This window comes from Vibrio sp. TRT 1302 (assembly GCF_050113875.1).
Taxonomy (GTDB): domain Bacteria; phylum Pseudomonadota; class Gammaproteobacteria; order Enterobacterales; family Vibrionaceae; genus Vibrio.
Genome location: NZ_JBNJOF010000003.1, coordinates 296,432 through 318,486, shown reverse-complemented (window position 1 = coordinate 318,486; position 22,055 = coordinate 296,432). Strand labels below are relative to the sequence as shown.

Sequence of the window (22,055 nt, the reverse complement as noted above, 5' to 3'; positions counted from 1 at the left end):
CAAAGGAGGTTGGGTATGAAAAACGAACTTGATCCGAGCAAAATTCTTATGGCATATGAAACAGTTATGGCGAATGGAACGCCAACTGAGCACGGTAAAATATATGAAGGGGTGGAGGCATTCTCCGACTATGATGGCTATAACGTCTATATGCGGGGGAATGGCGTCGAGTTAAAAGTTGGTTTTCACAACACCTACCACCTCGACTATGACCAAGAACATCTGCGTGACAGCTTTCTTAAGAAGGTGGCGATGCTCGCTAAATAGACAAAGCCCTGAACGTATTGCGCTCAGGGCTTTTAATTTTGTGCTTAATCTTCTTCTACTAAGCTTGCGTCTTCTGAGTAATCATCAGCGCCTGCATCAGGTTTATTGCGACCATTTAGAGTATGGAAACGCTTGCGGCCACGAGCTAACTGAACATATTTAAGCCATACACGCTCAAGTTTTGATTTCGCTTTGCCTGGATGGACTAATACTTTGACAAAATGTTTCTCTTCGGCGTTTTCAGGCGTTAAATCACCAGACTCTAAGCCAAGCATAGTGTCGCCATAAAGCGTTAGAATTTCTTCCTCAGCAAGCGTAAAATCGCCAGACTTAGCGAATCCTCGTGGGAACTTAGTATTGTCGTAAAAACGTTTTTTGCCATGACGAAATTCGGTGTCAGACATTTTGTTAGCCTCTAATTGATCCTAAATGGGTGACCTAGAGCGAAAGTTAGGCGTAAAATTAACAAAAGAAAAACAAAACCTTTTTATCATTACTATTGAATAGTTTTATTAAATTTAGATAACACTTTAGTGACCTGAAGATTATAAGAAATCATCGAACTTGCTAACATTGCAAGATTGTCGGTAGAGGAAAACCAATGGACGTAAAAGTCTTTAGAACGTTTTTAGAACTGGCTCAAGTCAGACATTTTGGCAAAGCGGCAGAGAATCTGTACATCACCCAAGCGGCTGTTAGCGCCCGCATTAAACAACTTGAAAGCTACTTTGATACCCAGCTGTTTATTCGAGACCGAAACAACATCAAGTTGACTTCTTCTGGTGAACGACTCATCGGTTATGCCGAAGTTATGGTGAGTACCTTACAACAAGCTAAACTGGAACTTTCGTTGGAAAGTGGCAAAGCATTGCAATTAACTTTAGGCGGTACTGCCAATGTGTGGGATGCCTATCTTCAGAACTGTCTCAGCCTAGTGACCGATGAATTTGAAGGTTATGGCTTTATGGCTGAGATCTTGGGTCGCGAAGCATTAACTCGTCAATTGCAAGAACGCACCCTCGATATGGCCTTCGCCTTTGATCAAATTAAAGCAGATGAACTTCACTGTAAAAAAGTCGCCGATGTCGTGCTTGTGCTGGTCTCGACTAAGCAAGATGCGTTAGATACGGTATTTGAAGATAAGTATGTCTATGTTGACTGGGGGACGAAGTTTGCCTCTGAGCACGCGGAGCGTCACGCTAGAATCGCAGCGCCTTACTTACGTACATCTACAGCCAGAATTGCTTTGGAATTCATACTTGAAAAAGGAGGAAGTGCTTACTTACCAATCTCCCTCGTCGAGCCCTTCCTAGCGAGTGGACAGCTGTTCAAAGTTCAGGGAGTTGAGGATTGGTACCGTCCTATCTACCTCAGCTATCGTAAAGCGAGCAGTTCGGTAGACGCGATTAAGCAAGTGGAAGAGTTGGTGAAAACGATTGACCCAGTCACTGCATATAGCTTGCAGCAGATGGCTGATTTTTCCGTCGCTGAATAACTCGCTTCAAATCAAAGCCTCGCTAATGCGAGGCTTTATTGTATCCATGTTAGACAAGATAGCCGCTAACGCTATCTTACGACCACTACTCTTAAAGGCTCATTAAGCTCTCAATTGACTCCTCAATCGTTAATTCATGATAGCGACGTATCGACTGACCATCGAAGGCATCAATTAAAATTTTGTCGATATTGGTGGGCCCGTGTTGGTCAATAATGCCTAAGGTTTGTTCAACATTATCGCATGTCATAGTGAGATCGCTTTTAAGCACAACAGTGCAAGAGTGTAGATGCATAGCCAACTTCCTTATTATTTTTTAAGGTTTCATCTATAACTTTAGATGAGGAAAATGGCTTCGCAATCTCATTGAGTTCCGAAAATGGCTAGTATTTATTGTTATCCGATTTAGAATTTAAATAACAGTTTGAAGCGTATCGGAAAAATGATGGCTCAGGGAATGAAATTTTTGACAAAAAAAGATTGCCATAACGCGAGAATGGCAAGAGACAGCCGTTTTGATGGGTGCTTTTACGTGGCAGTGAAAACCACAGGGATCTTTTGTCGACCGATTTGCCCAGCAAATCTACCTAAGGAAGAAAACGTCGAGTACTTTTTTGATAAGGCCCTCGCATTGCAGGCAGGTTATCGACCTTGTTTACGCTGCCGCCCAGATAGCGCGCCGAGTTCTTGGGCATGGAAAGGCGTAGAGGTGACATTTCAGCGTGCGGTTAAGTTAATTGAACAAGGCGCTTTGCAACACGCTTCTCTAGTCGAGCTCTCTGAGCGACTCGGGATCTCAGACCGCTATCTACGTAAGTTGTTCAGCCAGTATATTGGTATGTCCCCTAAGCAATACGCGCTGTGTTATCAATTGATGTTCGCGAAGCAGTTGCTGCATACCAGCCGTCTCTCCGTGACTGAGGTTGCTTTGGCGAGTGGATTCAATAGTCTTCGCCGTTTTAATGATGCGTTCAAGCAGCAACTGAAATTGACACCGTCCCAGATAAAGAAGGATTTGGTGGCTTGTGCAGAGACGAATCATATCGATCTTGCTTACCGAGGCCCCTTTGATTGGCAGCACACGCTCGATTTCTATCGTTTGAGAGCGATCGACGGATTGGAACGGGTGGGGGCAGACGACTATCAACGTTGCTTCGAGTTGGATGGGCAAGCCGGTTGGTTTTCTGTATCAAACCCCAAAACGGGCATTGTGAGATTGCAGTTTAAACTCGATGATATTTCGTGTCTGAGGTCGTTGGTTAATCAGGTTCGTCGTATGTTCGATCTCGACAGTGACTTGTTACTGATCGAGAAACATCTACATGACATCGAGCCAAAGCTAATCAAGCAATCGGGTATTCGTATCCCTGGGGTTTGGAGTCCTTGGGAAGCGGGGGTCAGGGCGATTCTTGGTCAACAGGTCTCCATCAAAGCCGCCATTGGACAGTTGAACTTGCTGGCAACCACTTTGCAGCCAGATGGCGTCACACATTTCCCCACTCCGAGTGAAGTGAACGGTGCAGATTTATCATTCTTGCGGATGCCTCAAAGTCGCAAGGATACGCTGGCAAGATTTGCTGCCTACATGACTTCTCACCCTGATGCGCCACCGGAGTCCTGGCTTGAATTAAAGGGAATCGGGCCATGGACGATTAACTATGCGCGTTTACGAGGCGCTTCAGAACCTAACTGTTTTTTGGAGAGCGACCTAGTGGTGAAAAAAGCACTCAAGGCTTTCCCCAATCTCACTACGAGTACAGTTTCTCCTTGGGGAAGCTACGCAACCTTTCATTGTTGGAGTCACGCATGACAAACTACTACACCACATTTCAATCACCATTAGGTGTCATGACATTGCAAGCGAACCAAGAAGGTCTACTCGGTGCTTGGTTTGAAACTCAAACGACTCAACCAGACAGTTTGGGGATCTACACGGAAGACAACCCCATTCTTTGCCAAGCGGTTGTCCAATTGACCGAGTATTTCTCTGGCTCTCGCACCGACTTTGATCTTCCTGTTGCAGCCAAAGGCACCGTTTTTCAAACCCAAGTTTGGAAGGCGCTAGCTACTATTCCATATGGAGAAACCTGGAGCTATCAGGATCTTGCCAATGCGATAGGTAATCCTAAGGCCGTTAGAGCCGTAGGGTTAGCGAATGGCAAAAATCCTGTTTCTGTGATTGTACCGTGTCACAGGGTGATTGGAAAAAGTGGTAAGCTAACAGGGTACGCAGGAGGCGTAGAACGCAAAGCGAAGCTGTTGCAGTTAGAGCAATCGGAGTGATGGAATGGTAACACGGGTAAATAGCACTGTGTTGTTGGTGTGTGGTTTGTTGCCTGTCGCCCTAATGGGGTGTTCAGAAGAGAAGACGGAACGCATTCTCAACAAGCAAACGTATTCGTTTGAAGGGGTCTTCGAAAACCAGTACAACGGTGATCTGCTGGAATTTAAGGACGCGCAGGTGACTTTTATCAAGGAGAACCATCTGGATGTGACAAAAACGTTTGAAGTGAAAGATAACTATCTGACCATCCAGATGCGCAATAGCTCGAAAGAGAAGCGTGAAGACATCGTAATGCGAATTCACGGCAATAACGAGTTACTGACGTGCAACGTGTGTGCGAAATACCAGTTGGCCAGTACGTGGCAAAAGAGAGATTTCTCTCCTTTGCCCGCTGAAGTGATTAAGTAAAGAGAGAACCATTTAGAAATAAATGGGCCGCAATACTAGCCACGTAGCCCATCGCGATGACTGGCAGCCATTTCAAGTGACCAAAGAAGGTGTATTTGCCGTGCGCCGCTCCCATCAATGCCACACCTGCCGCTGAGCCTATCGATAATAAGCTGCCTCCCACACCAGCAGTAAGAGTGACCAATAACCAGTTGCCAATACTCATGGTTGGGTCCATGGTCAATACCGCAAACATCACTGGGATATTATCCACAATGGCAGAAAGTATTCCGACCATCACGTTCGCTAGCACCGGATCCCATTGGGTATACATGACTTCAGAGATCGTACCTAAATAGCCTAGAAGGCTCAGGCCGCCAACGCACATAACGACGCCATAGAAAAATAACAAGGTGTCCCATTCCGCATGAGAGACGCGTCGGAACACGTCAAAAGGCACCACTGAGCCTAAACGTTTTAACGCGTGATCATCTCGATTTTCTATTGCTCGCGCTGCTTTTTTATGTAGAGAAGCTTTAAGGGTTTTGCGCAAGAAGAATCCGAAAAATTGCAGATAGGCAAGCCCCATCATCATACCGACCACTGGCGGAAAGTGCAGGACAGCATGAAAAGCAACCGCTGTTGCTATGGTAAGAACAAACAAAAAGACGATGCGCCTAGCTCCTCGTTTTAGCTCGACATGTTGGTGGACGACATCTGGGCGAGTCTTAGGAATGAAGAACGACATAATCAACGCTGGAACAAGGTAGTTGATGACGGAGGGGACAAACAAAGGCATGAACTCTCCAAACGAGACGTGCCCTGCCTGCCAAACCATTAGAGTGGTGATATCACCAAATGGACTGAAGGCACCTCCGGCATTGGCCGCGATAACGATGTTGATACAGGCTAGATTAATGAATTTGGTGTTATCGCCTGCAACTTTCATCACGACTGCGCACATTAGCAGTGCGGTGGTCAGGTTATCGGCGATCGGTGAAATAAAGAAGGCGAGAATACCGGTTAGCCAAAAGAGTGATTTAAAGTTAAATCCTTTACCAACCATCCAGGCCTGAAGTGCATCGAACAGTCGCCTCTCTTCCATTGCGCTGATGTAGGTCATCGCGACTAACAAAAACAGCAATAACTCCGCATACTCAAGCAGGTTATGTTCCAACGCAGCCTTAGCAACTTCAACCTGATCGTATTGGGAATAGACGTAACCAATCATTGCCCAGATTAAGCCTGCGGCAAGTAAGACAGGTTTTGATTTCCTTAGCTGTAGATACTCCTCTAGCATCACCAAGGTATAGGCGATAGCGAAGATGATGAGCGATGCATAACCAATGGTGGATTGGGTTAATGGTAAAACTTGTGTGTTCGAGGAAGCAGCAAATGTTGAAAAAGGTAGCAAAAAGAGGGTGACAAAAAGGGACCACTGCAATTTCATACTTTCACTCCTTGGAAAGCTAATTGTTGTTATCGTAAAACTATTCTAGAGAGGATTTAATTGTGGTTATGTGAGATAAGTTGGATCCGATTGTATTCATTAAACATTTGTGATCTAAATGTTTGTTTTTTGGGTTGCGATAACAAGTAGAGTCTTTTCTTATAAAGGAAAAGATACACCCCTGACATTAGAGTCAGTTGTGTATCTTTTTGTCTGTAGTGTAACTTTTATGGCGAAATATTAGTTAAAGAGGTTGGTAAAAGAAGTCATCGTCCTTACACTGACTTGTGAGTCGTCATCGTTATATAAACCGAGACTACCTGTGGTTTTATTGTGTCCAAGCTTTTGGTCAAAAAAGACATTGTTCAGGTTGTCGCTGTTTTCTAACCACTCCCAGCGCTGGCTTAATTTCATCGCACAGGGCTGCAATCTATCCAGTGACTCACCGTCGAGACATTTCTTGTTCGTTGCGCTCACGTAGCGACCAAACTGATCATAGATAAATGATTGTTGAGCACTATTATCAAGACAAGCACGCACGCTTAGCGTACCGTCGTTACTCGTTTGAATACATCGGTTATTGAAGCTCGCAAGTTGTAGATTGACAGGTCGCCCTCCCATAAATACTGGGTGTGTCCAATCGACGGTGAAACTGGTGTTAACACCAATTCTTCGGCGTTGAGAACCTTCAAAACCATGGTAGGAATAGTGATTACCAAAAAAGTAATAGTGGTAATAACGCCCGTGATAGAGTGGACGTATGTTGACCGAAGACTCAATGGTAAAGCGTGTGGTTCCTGTCTCGTTTGCATCGGCTTTATAGATAACATCCATTTTTGGGACAAAACCTGAGTACGAAATTGGGCTTATACGGTTGAGATCGATAGGGTTTCTATACGGTGAAAACAGTGAATCGGTGCTTCTGGACAGCAAAGACGCGGCGGTCCGATATTGTTCTCGGTTCCACTTGAATGTTATGTTTCTTGAGCCACTGGTGTTGCGTTCAACACGATAATCGGATGTGTTAAAGGTTAGCCAACGGCTCTGATTGTAACTCGCGCTCGCTTCTAGTTTCCCTTTAGCGCCTTCTAAACTGCTGGTTATCCCCAGTTCGAACCCCGATATTTCTCGTACTTCATAGCGCGAGTTGATGTTGGATCTGGGGAACGTTTTTAATACCTGTGCTTTGTTATTCGAAGCATCAAATTTGAATTGATAATCTTCAGCGATAGCGTCCGTTATCCATTCTTTGTTATAACCATTTCTATAAGCGGGAATCGAATTATATATCGAAAAAGTTCTGAGTGTTTTGTTCAGGTTAATCCCAGCGCCGGATGATTCATCATCTAAGCTAATACGAACGATTTTTGCGTCGGGAGTTGCCGAACCTGTCGTACCATATTGCAATGAACGAGCGAGATTCACTCGATAAATCAAAGAGATATTTGGTTCGCTGCAAAAGTACCATTTAGTATTGGGTGAACCAAAAAGTCGGGATTTTTGAAATCGACATTCGTCGACGGTTATCCGTCGATTGACGCTTAAATAAAATGCTACGTGTGGAAGAGTCGCAGTGTTATCCGACCGAGCCAATGAAGACATATCGGTCTCTGTACTCGGTTCTAAATTGCTCACGTTAGGATCATCTTCATTATCGACAGGAGAGAACATTAACTTCCCTTTGTATCTACTGACGATGAGAAAGTCACTATCAAAAGTTAAGCCAATTTGTTGCCTCAATATTGATTTCGCTTGTTGTTTTTGCTCCTCATCTTCAATCATGCTGAAATCGACAAGATAGCGAAGATTTTGATTTAAAATGTCATCATTAGCTGTCTTCATGGATGGGATATTACTCTCATCGGTGAGCCAATAATCCGCATTAAAGTATCTCACTTGGCTGCTATCTTGAAGGCTACTAAGTATCTGGACAGCTCTGCCTTGCGGTTCGTTAATGTTCGCTTGCGCAGTGTTAATAAAAGCTAAGCTTGCAAGGATAGCTATAGCATTGAGTGTTTTATTTCTCGGCATCACAAAAACACCTCTATGTAATCATTGTGCTAATTAAATCTGTTTTTTCCTACACTAGTGTTTTCTATCTCTATTAATAAAATAAATGATAGTGGCTATTGATTAGGAAATTAAACAGAAGGCGATTAAGTCGTTATTAGATAACCACTTAGGCAGTATTGATACATGGCAAGCTAATGTTGATAACCCAATTATTAATTATGTGGGCTCAGCATCTAAGTTAAACATTTGTTAAATTTCAGTCATTTCATTGCTTATCCCTTCTTGTGATGATAATCGTATAAAGTTAAATGCGGTGATATTTGAACTGGTGTTATGAAACCCACCTTCATTTAATTTAAATAAAGACAATTACTAAGTTAGTGAAGCATAAATTAGTGAAGCCTCTATTTTTATGAGTCGGTTCCATTATTATTGTCAGGATATTTCTTGTGTAAGAAATAATTATCCGCCAATGAAGTAGGACTTGAGTTTATTACGTAACCATTGGTTGGCTGGATTGAATTTCATTCGATTGTGGGCCATTAAGCGATATTTGACAGGGATACTGGTGAAAGGTGCGTCCATAACTTGTAGATCGAGTCTATCTGCAAACTGATTGGCAAGGCTTTTAACCACAGCGGCGAGGCAGTCACTGTTGGAAATCATGGTCATCTGCGACACTAGCGAGTCGCACTCCGCAGCAACTCGTCTCTCACCAATTGACTCTTCGGTGAAATAGTCGGCGAGGTAAGCCTGTTCCCTTCTCATCTTTAGTGTAACGTGCTTCTCTTCGTAAAATTGTCTGAGGTCGACTGATTTATTAATCCTTGGATGTCCCCGGCGGGCAATGATGCAGATTTGATCGTCAAACAAGAACTCAGAAAAGAATGAAGGGGCAGAGTAGTTGGCAAAATCAATCGCGAGATCGGCTTGCTGTCGATTGAGGTTGTTGATCAGTTTCTCTTCACTCGACAAGGTTGGATGTAGTTCGATTTCAACGTTTCCCAGTTCCTTATCCGCATCGATTTTCGGCAGTAAGGTAAGCATGATGGGCTCTGTCGTGTAGACCACAAAACGACGTGAATGCTCGGTAGAAAATGCTTCAATACCTTGTATCGCGTTATGAATCTGACTCAGCGCAGGTTCAATCTGCCGCGCTAACTCTTGTGCCTGATGGGTAGGCGCAATTCCGCGACCAGCTCGAACAAACAGTTGAACGCCGAGCTGTTTCTGCAAACGTTTCAAGACACCACTAACACCTGGCTGGGTTAATCCCAATACCTCAGCGGCAAGAGTAATCGAACGCTGTTGATAAACGGTAATGAATATTTTCAGCAAATTGAGGTCAATGTTGTCATTGCTCATTCGGGTCCCTTTAATACATAACGATTCGCGATGTTTCAAATAAAGTTACATGCATGTATTTAGATGTGTCAAATGAATAAAGTACATTTTGTACCCAATAACGAGACACTATGAGGCTCCCTATGACTCCACGTTTTTTACCCTCAGCGATTTCATTGGCACTTATCGTTTCATATCCTGCTCTGGCCGACTATGCCAGTTTAGAAACTTACCAAGGCAACCCTGCGACTGAGCATACTAAGAGTGCCAACCAAGAACTTGCTAAACAACTGCCTTGGCAAGATGTATCGGCATTTGAGCGCACCAAGAAAGGTCTTATTGCGGAATTTGGTAGTCATCAGGCTGGTGAGTTAAAAAAGCGCTTTGATTACATGGCGGAGATGAATCTTGAACAACTGCCAGCAACGGTAAACCCGTCTATTTGGCGTCAGGGTATGCTCAACTATGCGGCTGGTGGTCTGTATCAAGTGACGGATGGCGTCTACCAAGTTCGAGGCGCAGATCTGTCCAACATGACTATCTACCGCACTGATAATGGTTATGTTATCCATGATCCTTTGTTATCCAAGCAAGCCGCCGCAGCCTCATGGGAATTTGCCAAATTGCATCTGCCAAAGGTCAATGGTGAACACAAGATTACCGGCATGATCTATTCCCATATGCACGCTGACCATTTCGGCGGCTCTCGAGGCATCATTGAGTCTGGTGATTTCATTGAAGGTGCGCCGATCTATGCACCAAACGACTTTATTAAGGAGCTGGCTGATGAGAATGTGATCGCTGGTACCGCGATGAGTCGGCGTGCAAACTACCAATACGGTACCACTTTAGATAACAACCCTCAGGGTATTGTTGATAATGCTCTTGGCTTGGGCACTTCGCGCGGAGAAGTGACTTTGGTTGCACCAACCCAAGAAATCTCAGAACGTGAGAAAGTCATTACTATTGATGGCCTTGAACTACACGCGATCAATATGCCCGGTGCGGAAGCGCCTGCTGAAATTGTGCTTTACGTTCCCAAATATCGCTCCCTAAACACCGCAGAACTCACTTATGACGGTATGCACAATATCTACACATTCCGAGGGGCTAAAGTTCGCGATGCCTTAGTGTGGACTAAATATCTTACTGAGTTAAAACTACGTTATGTTGATAGCGGACTGGTCGATAATATTCATGCGGCACACTCAGCGCCAGTGTGGAATGACGCGAATACGGAGAACAATGAGATCTCGGACTACATGACGCTTCAGCGTGACAATTATGGCTTTATCCATAATCAGGCGATGCGTTTGGCAAACCATGGTGTGACGATTCATGACGTCGGGCGTGAAATCGAAAAGATCATTCCAGAGTCCCAGTTACAAACTTGGCACACCAATGGTTACCACGGTTCATACAGTCACAACGCTCGTGCTGTGGTGAACTTGTATCTTGGCTATCACGACATGAATCCAGTGAACACCAATCCGTTGCAAACTAAGGACAAGTCTTGTGTTTATGTAGCCGCCGCAGGCGCTGACACGTTGTACAAAGCAGGTCAGACACACTACAGCAAAGGTGAATATCAGCAAGCGTCACAATTGTTTAATGACTTGGTTCAGTGTCAGCCGGATAACATTAACTACCGCTTTGCGCTTGCAGATAGCTTTGAACAACAAGGCTATCAATCTGAGACAATGGCATGGCGCAACTCGTATCTGCAAGGTGCTGTAGAGTTAAGAACCGGTAAAGTACAACCATCGATTAAACTGGCCTCAGCAGATGTGATTGCTAATACACCAACCGGTATGTTCCTAGACTTTTTAGCGGTGAGACTGAATGCAGAAAAAGCAGAGCAGGCAGGATTGGACTTTAGCTTTGGCATCCACCATCCAGACATCAACGAGCGTTATTTTGGCGAAGTATCGAACTCAAATATGGCGAACATCGCCGTTGAGACGATGCCAAACACGGATGTCGAGTTAGTGATCAATAAGACTGACATGACAGACATGGTGTTGGGGAAAGCATCTCTCGATCAATTGTTGAAGTCTGGCAAAGTGAAAATCAATGGTAATGCGGAACTGATTAAGCACTTAACGGATTCGTTAGATGATTTTGATGGCATGTTTGAAATCCTGCCGATGCCAACCAAATAATCAGAATGGATAAATCAAAAAACGCCTCGATATGGCTATCGAGGCGTTTTTTATCGTTAGAGCTATTTGGCGACCTTGCCGAAATTGGCTTTTAAGTAAGCCAACTGCTATGAGCAAATTAAGCTTCTGAACGTTTGAGATGAACTTCTTCTTCTTCGGCTCCAGCCATTGGGTCGTTGAAGCGAGATTCGTTCAGTGCGCCTTCAGACTTAGCAACAATAATAGTCACAACACTGTCACCAGTGATGTTAACAGCAGTACGAATCATATCGAGTAGACGGTCAACACCCATGATCAGTGCGATACCTTCCAGCGGTAGACCTACTTGGTTTAGTACCATTGCTAGCATGACTAGACCAACGCCTGGAACACCTGCCGTGCCGATAGAGGCTAGGGTTGCTGTGAGGATAACCATCAGGTAATCACCCATCGTCAGGTCAATGTTGAACGCCTGTGCGATAAATGCAGTCGCAACACCTTGCATGATTGCTGTACCGTCCATGTTCACCGTTGCACCTAATGGTACGGTAAACGATGACACACGGTTCTCTACACCCATGCGGTTCTTAGCCGTTTCCATTGTCACTGGAATCGTTGCATTTGAAGACGCTGTCGAGAAAGCGAACATAATTGCGTCTTCCATCTTCTTAAGGAAGGTGATTGGGCTTAGACCAGTAAAGCCTTTTAGCATCAAGCTGTAGGTAACCAAACCATGCAAAAGTAGCGTACCAGCCAGCACGAGGAAGTACTCTGCCAAGTTAACAATTGCACTCAGACCAAGACCTGTGAACAGTTTCGCCATCAAGAAGAACACGCCGTATGGTGCAAGGTTCATCAGGATCGCGACCAGTTTCATGATTACGTCATTCAGATCCGAGAAAAACGATGCAATACGTTCACCTGGTTTACCTGCTGCGCTAATCGCTACACCGAAAAGTACGGCAAATACGATAACCTGAAGGGTTTTGCCCCCTGCCATCGCGCTAATAGGGTTGGTTGGGAACATATCAATGATCACCTGACCAAGCGATGGAGCTTCAGAAGACTTGAACGAGCTTGCCGCTGTAAGATCAGCGCCGGCACCCGGTTGGAATAGGTTACCCATGGTTAGGGCTAGAGTGATAGCCACTGCCGTGGTTGCGATATAGAAAGCAAGGGTTTTGCCTCCCATACGACCTAAAGTAGAAAGGTCTTTTAATGAGCTAGTACCGCAAACCAGTGAAACAAACACCAGTGGTACAACAAGCATTTTTAAGCTGGCGACAAAGATCTGTCCACCGACTTCAAATAATCCATTAACAATGTATGCATCGACAAATCCGTTGTCAGCAAATAGGCTGCGAATCGCAAATCCTGTCAAGATACCCGCTACCATACCGAGAATAACACGGCTGGTTAACGACATTGGCTTCTTGGTATTCATAGAGAACACTCCTTATAGTTATGCACCCTGAGTTCATTTCAAGGCGAGCAGGAGGTTAGCAGGCGAATGAAAAAATAAGAAAGCAAAATAGTGGAGGGGATGTGTAGATGTGACCTTTGTCACTGCTTTTTTGTGGTATTTAACGTTGTGTTAACCAAATTGTGCAAAGTTATTATCTATAAAATCGCAAAATTAACACTGAAAATCCTAGCTGTTAAAATAGAAGCCTTTCTCATTACTTGAGAATCCGAGTGCATATAGTCATAGGGCTGGTCGAAAAGTGCATATATAGTCAGGAGTTATTCAGTTGAAGTCTCAATTTTCGATACGTCGCTTCTCGAAATGATTAGGGACATTCTGTGCCTCTATTGCTTATGTCGGTGTATGGTGTTTGGCTGTACATTGCATTATGTTAGATCTCATTATTACTACTCACGATCTAGGTTCTATGAATACTGCTTTGCTGGGAATGTTTATTCCGACTTTTTTCTTTGTCTCCATTACTCCGGGGATGTGCATGACGCTTGCTTTAACGTTAGGTATGAGTGTCGGTTACCGACGAGCCTTGTGGATGATGGCAGGTGAACTGGTGGGCGTTGGATTAGTGGCGATAGCGGCGGTTGTCGGTATTGCTGCGGTTATGCTCAACTATCCTTGGTTGTTCGTTGCACTGAAATTTATTGGTGGTGGGTATCTACTTTATCTTGGCATCCAGATGTGGCGTTCAAGAGGCAAACTCGCGATCAATCTGGAAGAGCAGGCTGCGGTACCACAAAGTGATTGGGACTTGGTTATTCAAGGATTTGTCACTGCTATTGCGAATCCTAAAGGTTGGGCTTTTATGATCTCTCTTCTACCACCATTTATCGATCAAAAAGCCGATCTCATGCCGCAACTTGTGGTACTCGTCTCGATTATCTTAGTGTTTGAATTTATCTGCATGACGCTATATGCCACGGGTGGAAAAGGATTGAAACGCTTACTGGGTCACTCTCAAAATGTCCGCTTAATGAACAGAATTGCTGGAACATTGATGATGGGAGTTGGCGTGTGGTTGTTTGTTAGTTAACGATGCGTCTTTTACCACATAGGTGAATACGAGTGAACCTATTACCAGCCCCTGAGTAGATCCCTTTCTCAGGGGCTTTTTACATTGAGCGTATTGGAGTGTTTGGCTTGTCACCTGTGTTACTCAAGCGCGTTTGTGGGTCAACTCACGCGAAACGCAATGGGGTTGTTTGCCTGACGGGCTTGCTAGTCAAAAAAGATTTGCAGGCAGTAAGGTTGGTTTCGATACTGGAACTGCTGTACGCTTTAAATAACGCTATTATGCTTCGACAAATTGCGGTCTAATGATCGCGTTAATTGAGAAGATTAAGGAATCGAGTTTGATGAAGATTTGGGTAGATGCAGATGCGTGTCCGGTCGTGGTTCGTGATGTTTTATTTCGAGCCTCACAGCGGACTGGTGTCGAGGTGACTTTAGTTGCCAACCAATTTATCCGCACTCCTGCGTCACCGAAAGTGACTATGCTGCAAGTACAACCTGGTTTTGATGTCGCAGACAACGAAATTGTTAAGCGTTGCCAAGTCGGTGACTTAGTGATCACCAGCGATATTCCTCTCGCAGACGAGATTATTACCAAAGGTGGTCATGCATTGAGTTCTCGAGGTGAAATGTTCACCAAAGAGAACATCAAGTCACGCCTTAATATTCGCGACTTTATGGAAACCATGCGTAGCAGTGGTATCCAGACGGGAGGCCCTGCGCCGCTTAGTCAGGCTGACCGTCAGCAGTTCGCTAACCATTTGGACAAGTGGTTAGTGCAATGGCAACGTTCGCAAAAGTAAGGCGCTGAGATGGCACTGGTTAATCAACTCTCTCTGTTTATTGATGTCGTGCAGCAGGGCTCGTTTGCTAAGGCTGCTGCGTTGAATGATATGGATAACTCATCACTATCCAAACAAATCAAGAAGCTAGAGACAGAGCTGGGCGTGCAATTGCTCAACCGTTCGACACGCTCTTTCTCACTGACTCCTGCGGGTGAAGAAATCTTAGAGCAAGCAAGGAATTTGGTTGGGACTTTGCATCACGTACAGTCGATAGCGGATTCTTACCATGCGCAACCCAAGGGACGTATTCGTGTGACGGCTCCTCTCCATATTGGACAGAACCATCTTCAACCTGTGATTACCCAGTTTCTTAAAAAATACCCTGATGTCGAGATTGAGCTGCTGCTTGATGATAAGCGTTCTGACATTATTTCTGATCACTTTGATGTCGCATTTCGTTTAGGAAGATTGGATGACTCGAGCCTGATTGCGAGGAAAATTGCTGATATTAGAGCGGTTATCTTAGCGTCAGATACGTTTATTGAACGTTATGGGGAGCCGAAAACTCCGGATGAATTGGTTAAGCTACCTTCTGTTATTTACAGCAATCGTTCATTGATCGTTGATACGATGAGACTCAGTGAACAGCCGGGTGGGGAAACATTTCTCAACTACAAGATGAAGGGAAACTGTAAGGTAAATGACGTGGCAACTCTCATCGCGGCGGTACAGGATGGATTAGGGTATGCGACCATATCGTCTTCCAACCTCAATCGTTCGATTGTCGAGATGAAGCTACGCCCTCTCCTCACACAGTATACGCTGTGCAACGGAGAGCTCGCTTTGTATGCCCTCTATCCTCACCGTAAACAAACAGCATTGGTCAAAGCATTTATCTCGGCAGTTGAAGCCCATATAGGAAAACCGCCAATATGGGAGCAGTACATTCCTAACTTTGCTCACTTTTATCAAAAGCAATGAGGTTAGTAGGGGGCGGCATTGAGCCAGACCGTTTTTCCTGCCACTCAGTGCGGGAGATCGCATAAATCACTTCCATTAACTGCTATGGTTAAAAAGTAACCAGTTGTTTTATTCTCGAAAAAGGAGGTGTTATCTATGCTCGGTGAAGATCACTCACTACTTAAGGAATTTCCACAACACAAGCAAACAATACTAGCATTAGCAAAAGAGAGTCTGGAGTTCGCAGAATTGATGAGCGAATACAATGCTCTCGACAAAGATATTCGAAAGCTGGAGATGCGTGATTCGCCCATTAGTGATGAAGAGATGCATCTCATGAAGCACAACCGAGCTGAGATGAAAGACCGCCTTCATCAATACCTAATAAATCAGTGACATATCGAATGTTTATAACAAAGGCCCTTATTGGGCCTTTGTGGTTATTGATTTCGTTTATTTTCAACGATGACGGTTAGAGATCAATCGGAGACTTAAAAGAATCCGGTTTAAGGGTAATGACGGAACAATTCAGTTGATTGATCATCTCTTCGGCGGTGTTACCTAGGACAAAGCCTGAGATGCCTGAACGCGACATCGAACCCATCACGACCAAATCGATACTGTTGTCGGCAATGTATTGTGGAAATATTTCGCGAGTCTCTCCTTCGAGCAGTAGGGTATGTACCTCTGTCTCACCCTCCGCATACGGTGACAGCAAGGTATTCAGACGGCTAAGACGCTCATCTCGCATTTTTTGCGCTAGCAGAGCAATTTCGATATCGCTATAACCACTCCAATCTTTTAGAAAACCTTCTGAGTCGAATTTCCACACGTGGCACAATGTCAGTTTTGCGCCAAGTGATGCGCAAAACTCAACGGCCATTGCGACCAATTTTGTATTGAACTCATGATAGTCCGGATTGGTGAGATCAATCGCAGCGGTCACTTGTTTGATGGGGGTGGGCACTTTCCCCAAAGACCAGATGGGTGTTTCAGATTTGCGCATTAGGTTAAGTGTGTTGCTACCTCGTTCACAGGCTTCCTGCTTCGTCTGTCGATAGGAATCGATAATGATCATTTCGGCGTTGATTTGACTCGCCTGCTTGATGATCTCTATGTAAGGGATCCCAACACTAATCTTGCTGGTGAAATCAATTTTGGGGTATTGGTTGTGAAGAGTTTGGATGTGTTGATTTAGTGACTCACTGTAGTGATTGGTCGCATGATCGAGAATATCTAAGGATGACCCCGTTAAATGGTAGATATCTTTGTATTCTGCCAGTTCTTTAATGACCAGTTGCAATGTCACCTTCGCCCCACTCTGGTTGGCGAAATGGAAAGCTTGGTGATGTGAGTCATTGAGGTTTTGCTCTGGTGCTATCGGCACCAATAGCTGTGTAAAAGCCATATTACCTCCTTGTGATAAGTGGCAAATATTTAAGCTGTCTCTAGTAACTATAGATAACGGCGATTGAAACGCCATTCGCTGAAACATTCTAACTAAGGCATCACGAGCGGCTGTCATGTTTAAATGGAGTCGCCTTGACGAATTATTCGTTACGTATACAATTGATATATGTTTCGTATATGAAGTGAATATTATGGGTATCGTGAAAATATCGGATGAATTGCATGAAGAAATCAGGAAAGCGAGCTCTGTAATGTCGCGATCGATTAATTCTCAGGCTGAATTCTGGATCAAAATTGGAATGTTGGCGGAGCTTCATCCGCATTTATCCTTCAATCAGATCGTTTGTGATTTGATGAAGTCGGCAGAAGTTTCCGTTGCCCACCTTAATACTTTGGCAGGGACAACGAATGACCAGTAACAATGTCAGCATCAAATCAGCGGCTGATATCGATCTTATGCGTGAGTCAGGTAAGTTGCTGGCTGAAGTCTTCCACATGCTCGATGGGTTTGTTAAGCCGGGAATTTCGACGATGGAAATTAACGACAAGGTCGAGGATTTCATCGTCAATGAGTTACAAGCACGTCCAGCCAGTAAAGGGCAGTATGATTATCAGTACGTATTGAATACCTCCATTAACGAAGTCGTTTGTCATGGTGTTCCCAAAGCGAGTCAGATCCTTAAAAGTAGCGACATCATTAACCTCGATATCACTTTGGAAAAGGGCGGTTTTATCGCTGACTCAAGTAAGATGTATGTGATGCCGGATGCGACGCCACTGGCCAAAAAACTCTGTTCAGTGACTTATGAGTCAATGTGGCAAGGGATAAAGCAGGTAAAACCGGGTGCTCGGTTAGGAGATATCGGTCACGCGATCCAGCAGTATGCTGAAAGTTATGGTTATTCCATTGTACGAGAGTATTGCGGACATGGCATTGGTCGTGAAATGCATGAAGAACCTCAGGTACTGCATTATGGTCTGCCAAATACTGGGTTGGTGCTCAAGCAGGGAATGGTATTCACCATTGAACCTATGGTAAATCAAGGGACGGCTAAGATTAAAACTAAAAAAGATGGCTGGACTGTTGTGACAAGAGACAAAAAACTCTCGGCTCAATCAGAACACACCATTCTGGTTACCCACACTGGATATGAAGTGCTGACGTTGCGCCAAGAAGAAACGCTGCCTGTTTTGTAACGAAGATTAAGGTCACGTGGGTCTCACCACGTGACCGCTTCACCGGATTTAAATCGGTTGAGTTGCTCGTTTTAGCCATGCCTGCTCATCATCGGTGAGATCAACCGACAACTGCTGCCAACACTGCTGGTGGTAGTGGTTTAGCCATTCGATTTCGCTGGCATCCAACATGGACTTGTTAATGGCGTTGGTTGCAATTGGCGCTAGCGTAATGGTTTCAAAGCCGTAGAAAGTGCCGAACTCGTTGCTTTCTACTTCAACCACTTTCATGATGTTTTCAATCCTCACACCGTGGATACCTTCACGATAGATGCCTGGTTCATTGGTGATCACCATGCCGGGTTTAAGAGCGACTTCCGCAGGATTTTGTGAGAAGTTTTGTGGTCCTTCATGGACATTAAGGCACATGCCGACACCATGCCCAGTGCCACATTTATAGTCGATACCATGCTGCCACAGCACACCGCGAGCCATAATATCGAGGTTAGAACCTGTTGAACCTCGCATAAAGCGAGTTTGGCTTAGTCTAATCACTGCTTTTAGTACCAAGGTGTAATCAAATTTCTCACGTTCGTTTGGCGTACCGAAGTGAAAGGTACGCGTAATATCTGTGGTTCCACCTGGGTACTGACCACCAGAATCCACCAATAAGAAGTGACGTTCATCAACCTTATAGCAACTTGTCTCATCGGCGGCATAGTGCATTTTCGCCCCATGCTCTGCAAATCCAGCGATGGTTCTGAAACTCTCACCTAAATAGCCATCAATTTGTTTGCGGTAGCCCATGAGTGCCTGCTCCGCGTTGAGTTCCGTCACTAAGCCACTAGGTACTTGCTCATCAAGCCACTTCATAAACTTGACGACTGCAACTCCGTCTCGGCGCAATGTCTCTTCCATGTTCGCCAGTTCAGTGGTGTTTTTCTGTGACTTCATGTCGGTGACAGGACAGGCGCGATTGATCAGATCAAGCTCTGGCTTGAGTTGGCTAATCAGTAAACTGTCGGTGTTTTTGGCTGTATAGATCAACTGAGTACGGTTTGAGAGTAGATTTAATGCGGTACTAAGATGTTGATACTCATGAATATGAATCTGATGTTCGTTTAGCGTACCCACTACCTCTGGCGTCAGTTTGTCGTTATCGATAAACAGACGGCAGTTCTGCTGATCAATCAACAGATACCCTTCTGAAATAGGGCAATATGCGGTATCTGCGCCACGAACGTTAAGTGTCCACATGACATCATCAAGGGTAGAAATGAGCAATGCGTCGGCGTTTTCCTTGGTCAGATATTGGCGAAGCTGAGCTATTTTCTCGCTTGCGGTTAACCCTGCGACACTGACAGGATGATTAAATAGACATGCCTTTGGTCGAGCGGGTCTATCTTCCCAGATAGGAGAGATCAGATCGTTTTCGAGTACCAACTGGATTGATTTGTCGGCGAACGCTTTGTTCAATTCGTCATAGAATTGTTTACTGATACTGCGGCCATCTACGCCAACGATGGCATTGTGTGGCAGGGTTTGCGCTAACCATTGGGGAATGGTTGGTGTTTCTGGCAGACGTGCTTTAAACAGTTCCAGTCCAGAGCCTTGCAGTTGCTCGGCACCTTGTATGTAGTAACGTCCATCAGTCCAAAGACCACCGCCGTCTCGGGTAACGACAACATCACCAGCTGAACCAGTAAAACCGGAGATCCACTGTCTTGCCAACCAGTAGTCAGCGGAGTATTCACTGGCATGTGGATCATTATTGGTCACAATATAGGCATCGTAATGATGATCGACCATGCCTTGACGAAGGGCGGAGAGTCGCTGAGGAACAGAGTGTAAAGTCATAATTCAACTTCCTAACAGGGTATGGGTACAGAAAATATGGTGTTCAGGCTGACCGCTTCGTGTTGGCATTTGTTGCCCACAAAGGTCGGTAGCACTTGGACAACGGGTACGGAAAACGCAGCCACTCGGTGGATTGATAGGTGACGGTAGATCGCCTGGCAACAATTGGATATCACGATTCCGTGCCAGTGTCGGGTTAGCGATTGGTACTGCGGATAAGAGCGCTTTAGTGTAAGGGTGCTGGGCATTGTCGAAGACCTTGTCATAACGTCCGACTTCCATCGGCTTGCCGAGATACATCACCATAACGCGGTCGCTGATGTGGCGTACTACACTGAGGTCATGGGCAATCATGACGAGAGTGAGCCCCATCTCTTGTTTAAGATCATCAAGCAGGTTGATTACCTGAGCTTGGATTGAAACGTCAAGTGCACTGACGGGTTCATCGCACACCACCAGATCAGGTTTTAGGATCAGAGCACGTGCGATACCAACGCGTTGACATTGTCCGCCAGAAAACTCATGTGGGTAGCGGTTTCGCTGGCTGGCAAGCAGACCCACTTTGTCCATCATTGCAATCACACGACGTTCAACCTCTTGGCGACTCAATTGTGGTTCGTGAGTCAATAACGGCTCGGCAATACATTCGGATATTGTCAGACGTGGATTGAGACAGGCTGAGGGATCTTGAAATACCATCTGGAATTCACGGCGTCGTTTCGCGAGCTGGTGTTTGCCAAAATGGCGCATGTTTTCGCCTTTCCAATAAAGCTCTCCGCCTGTTGGTTCGATCAGTCGTAACAGAGCACGCGCCAGTGTCGACTTTCCACACCCTGATTCGCCAACGATACCTAAGGTTTCACCTCGGTAAACATCGAGATCGATGCCATCGACGGCTTTTACCACTTTACGCTTACTCGGCAAGATGTGTTTGTTGATCGCGAAGTGTACTTTCAGCTCTCGCGCTGAGAGCAGTATGTCAGGTTTGTTCATCATTCCTCCTAAGCTGAACGCGCGATCGATGTGATGCTGCTGGGTGCGTGAACATGGCATGCCAGACCTTGACTGCTGGTCAGTGAACGAAATGCTGGCACAGAGGCACTGCATTCTGGTCGGTAATCTGCACACCGTTCTTTAAATGGACATCCTTTTGCATGGAGCAGTGCGCTGGGTGGATTGCCAGGAATGGTCGGTAAGCGATCCATATCCTCAGTGATGGATGGAATCGCTTTGAGCAAGCCTTGAGTGTATGGGTGGCTTGGTGAATGGAATAGAGAGTCCGTATCTGCCTGCTCCATTTTTCTTCCCCCGTACATGACCAATACGCGGTCACACATCTCCGCAACGACTCCCATATCATGGGTAATAAGCAAAATGGCCGTATTTAATTCGGCCTGTAATTCACGCAGTAGAGTGAGAATTTGCGCTTGAACCGTGACGTCTAGCGCGGTTGTCGGTTCGTCAGCAATCAGTAGCTCAGGTTTACACAGCAGAGCCATGGCAATCATCACTCGCTGGCGCATACCTCCGGACATCTCATGGGGAAACTGAGACATACGAGTCGTGGCAGAAGGAATACGCACAGCATCTAGCATGGCAATGGCTTCTTGGTCTGCTTCTTTACGCGACATTCCTTTATGAATCATCAGTACTTCAGCAAGCTGTTTACCGACTTTCATGAACGGATTGAGCGACGTCATTGGGTCTTGAAAGATCATACCAATTTTTTCAGCGCGAATATGATTGAGCTGCTTTTTCGACATGGTCAGTAAGTTTTCGCCATGGAAGTTGGCTTCTCCGCTGACCACACCGTTGTCGGCAGTGAGCCCCATCAACGCAAAGACGGACTGGCTTTTACCTGACCCCGATTCTCCAACGATGCCAAGGGTCTCCCCTCTATTGACGGAATAGGAGAGATCACTGACCGCTTGCACCAAGCCATCAGGTGTGTTGAAGCGAACATTCATATTTTTGATCGATAGAATAGTCATTACC

General features: G+C 45.2%; 22 protein-coding genes. 12 read left to right on the top strand and 10 right to left on the bottom strand.

The window, feature by feature from the left end; all coding sequences use genetic code 11:
- Window positions 1–15: 15 nt before the first annotated feature.
- The gene (locus ACQEXP_RS06545; protein WP_138971154.1) at window positions 16–267 is read left to right on the top strand and encodes a DUF3081 domain-containing protein; all 252 of its coding nucleotides are present in this window, start codon (window positions 16–18) and stop codon (window positions 265–267) included.
- A 44-nt stretch (window positions 268–311) separates the two neighbouring features.
- Here ACQEXP_RS06545 and ACQEXP_RS06540 read toward each other — a convergent pair whose 3' ends face one another.
- On the bottom strand, window positions 312–671 hold the full coding sequence (locus tag ACQEXP_RS06540; protein ID WP_269375218.1) for a DUF413 domain-containing protein: 360 nt from the start codon (window positions 669–671) through the stop codon (window positions 312–314).
- Window positions 672–868: 197 nt separating this feature from the next.
- Here ACQEXP_RS06540 and ACQEXP_RS06535 point away from each other — a divergent pair, with 197 nt between their 5' ends.
- Complete coding sequence (locus ACQEXP_RS06535) at window positions 869–1,762, top strand: LysR family transcriptional regulator (RefSeq protein WP_138971156.1); 894 nt, start codon at window positions 869–871, stop codon at window positions 1,760–1,762.
- A gap of 91 nt (window positions 1,763–1,853) precedes the next feature.
- Here the strand turns inward: ACQEXP_RS06535 and ACQEXP_RS06530 are convergent, their stop codons facing one another.
- Window positions 1,854–2,057 (bottom strand): hypothetical protein, encoded by a 204-nt coding sequence (locus ACQEXP_RS06530; RefSeq protein WP_426968928.1) that lies wholly within the window; start codon window positions 2,055–2,057, stop codon window positions 1,854–1,856.
- A 162-nt stretch (window positions 2,058–2,219) separates the two neighbouring features.
- On the opposite strand from ACQEXP_RS06530, the gene ACQEXP_RS06525 reads away from it, so the two are divergent.
- The 3 genes from ACQEXP_RS06525 to ACQEXP_RS06515 are packed head-to-tail and all read left to right on the top strand — an operon-like array spanning window position 2,220 to window position 4,454.
- Complete coding sequence (locus ACQEXP_RS06525) at window positions 2,220–3,572, top strand: DNA-3-methyladenine glycosylase 2 family protein (RefSeq protein WP_426968926.1); 1,353 nt, start codon at window positions 2,220–2,222, stop codon at window positions 3,570–3,572.
- Window positions 3,569–4,045, top strand: coding sequence for a methylated-DNA--[protein]-cysteine S-methyltransferase (locus ACQEXP_RS06520; RefSeq protein ID WP_426968924.1), 477 nt, complete (start codon window positions 3,569–3,571; stop codon window positions 4,043–4,045). The genes ACQEXP_RS06525 and ACQEXP_RS06520 overlap by 4 nt, the downstream gene beginning before the upstream one ends.
- Window positions 4,046–4,049: 4 nt before the next feature.
- Window positions 4,050–4,454, top strand: coding sequence for a hypothetical protein (locus ACQEXP_RS06515; protein ID WP_426968922.1), 405 nt, complete (start codon window positions 4,050–4,052; stop codon window positions 4,452–4,454).
- Here ACQEXP_RS06515 and nhaD read toward each other — a convergent pair.
- The 3 genes from nhaD to ACQEXP_RS06500 all read right to left on the bottom strand — a co-directional run bounded on the left by nhaD (window position 4,447) and on the right by ACQEXP_RS06500 (window position 9,261).
- On the bottom strand, window positions 4,447–5,883 hold the full coding sequence (gene nhaD, locus ACQEXP_RS06510) for a sodium:proton antiporter NhaD (RefSeq protein ID WP_269375212.1): 1,437 nt from the start codon (window positions 5,881–5,883) through the stop codon (window positions 4,447–4,449). The two genes, ACQEXP_RS06515 and nhaD, sit on opposite strands and share 8 nt — an antisense overlap.
- Window positions 5,884–6,123: 240 nt before the next feature.
- Window positions 6,124–7,914, bottom strand: coding sequence for a leukocidin family pore-forming toxin (locus tag ACQEXP_RS06505; protein WP_426968920.1), 1,791 nt, complete (start codon window positions 7,912–7,914; stop codon window positions 6,124–6,126).
- A 444-nt stretch (window positions 7,915–8,358) separates the two neighbouring features.
- On the bottom strand, window positions 8,359–9,261 hold the full coding sequence (locus tag ACQEXP_RS06500) for a LysR family transcriptional regulator (protein WP_426968918.1): 903 nt from the start codon (window positions 9,259–9,261) through the stop codon (window positions 8,359–8,361).
- Between the two features lie 122 nt (window positions 9,262–9,383).
- Between ACQEXP_RS06500 and ACQEXP_RS06495 the strand changes: the two genes are divergently transcribed.
- Window positions 9,384–11,402 (top strand): alkyl/aryl-sulfatase, encoded by a 2,019-nt coding sequence (locus tag ACQEXP_RS06495; RefSeq protein WP_426968916.1) that lies wholly within the window; start codon window positions 9,384–9,386, stop codon window positions 11,400–11,402.
- Window positions 11,403–11,520: 118 nt separating this feature from the next.
- On the opposite strand, the gene ACQEXP_RS06490 is transcribed toward ACQEXP_RS06495, so the two are convergent.
- Entirely contained in the window at window positions 11,521–12,825 is a 1,305-nt protein-coding gene (locus ACQEXP_RS06490; protein ID WP_269375208.1) for a dicarboxylate/amino acid:cation symporter, read from the bottom strand.
- Window positions 12,826–13,273: 448 nt separating this feature from the next.
- Here ACQEXP_RS06490 and ACQEXP_RS06485 point away from each other — a divergent pair, with 448 nt between their 5' ends.
- From ACQEXP_RS06485 to ACQEXP_RS06470, 4 genes are all read left to right on the top strand, one after another.
- Complete coding sequence (locus ACQEXP_RS06485) at window positions 13,274–13,894, top strand: LysE family translocator (protein WP_426969061.1); 621 nt, start codon at window positions 13,274–13,276, stop codon at window positions 13,892–13,894.
- Between the two features lie 322 nt (window positions 13,895–14,216).
- Entirely contained in the window at window positions 14,217–14,675 is a 459-nt protein-coding gene (locus ACQEXP_RS06480) for a YaiI/YqxD family protein (protein WP_331417223.1), read from the top strand.
- Window positions 14,676–14,684: 9 nt separating this feature from the next.
- Window positions 14,685–15,638, top strand: a complete 954-nt coding sequence (locus ACQEXP_RS06475) for a LysR family transcriptional regulator (RefSeq protein WP_426968914.1) — start codon at window positions 14,685–14,687, stop codon at window positions 15,636–15,638.
- A gap of 135 nt (window positions 15,639–15,773) precedes the next feature.
- The gene (locus tag ACQEXP_RS06470; protein WP_426968913.1) at window positions 15,774–16,013 is read left to right on the top strand and encodes a YdcH family protein; all 240 of its coding nucleotides are present in this window, start codon (window positions 15,774–15,776) and stop codon (window positions 16,011–16,013) included.
- Between the two features lie 76 nt (window positions 16,014–16,089).
- Here the strand turns inward: ACQEXP_RS06470 and ACQEXP_RS06465 are convergent, their stop codons facing one another.
- On the bottom strand, window positions 16,090–17,025 hold the full coding sequence (locus ACQEXP_RS06465) for a universal stress protein (protein ID WP_426968911.1): 936 nt from the start codon (window positions 17,023–17,025) through the stop codon (window positions 16,090–16,092).
- 193 nt (window positions 17,026–17,218) lie between these two features.
- Between ACQEXP_RS06465 and ACQEXP_RS06460 the strand changes: the two genes are divergently transcribed.
- Together ACQEXP_RS06460 and map are read left to right on the top strand one after the other, a co-directional pair.
- Entirely contained in the window at window positions 17,219–17,446 is a 228-nt protein-coding gene (locus ACQEXP_RS06460; RefSeq protein WP_269375454.1) for a ParD-like family protein, read from the top strand.
- Window positions 17,436–18,224, top strand: coding sequence for a type I methionyl aminopeptidase (gene map / locus ACQEXP_RS06455; protein ID WP_426968909.1), 789 nt, complete (start codon window positions 17,436–17,438; stop codon window positions 18,222–18,224). Before ACQEXP_RS06460 ends, map begins: the two co-directional genes overlap by 11 nt.
- 48 nt (window positions 18,225–18,272) lie before the next feature.
- On the opposite strand, the gene ACQEXP_RS06450 is transcribed toward map, so the two are convergent.
- Genes ACQEXP_RS06450 through ACQEXP_RS06440 form a run of 3 tightly spaced genes read right to left on the bottom strand, consistent with a single transcriptional unit; the run spans window position 18,273 to window position 22,051 of the window.
- Window positions 18,273–20,060 (bottom strand): aminopeptidase P family protein, encoded by a 1,788-nt coding sequence (locus tag ACQEXP_RS06450; RefSeq protein WP_426968907.1) that lies wholly within the window; start codon window positions 20,058–20,060, stop codon window positions 18,273–18,275.
- Between the two features lie 3 nt (window positions 20,061–20,063).
- Window positions 20,064–21,053 (bottom strand): ABC transporter ATP-binding protein, encoded by a 990-nt coding sequence (locus tag ACQEXP_RS06445; protein ID WP_426969060.1) that lies wholly within the window; start codon window positions 21,051–21,053, stop codon window positions 20,064–20,066.
- A gap of 8 nt (window positions 21,054–21,061) precedes the next feature.
- Complete coding sequence (locus ACQEXP_RS06440; protein WP_426968905.1) at window positions 21,062–22,051, bottom strand: ABC transporter ATP-binding protein; 990 nt, start codon at window positions 22,049–22,051, stop codon at window positions 21,062–21,064.
- Window positions 22,052–22,055: the final 4 nt, after the last annotated feature.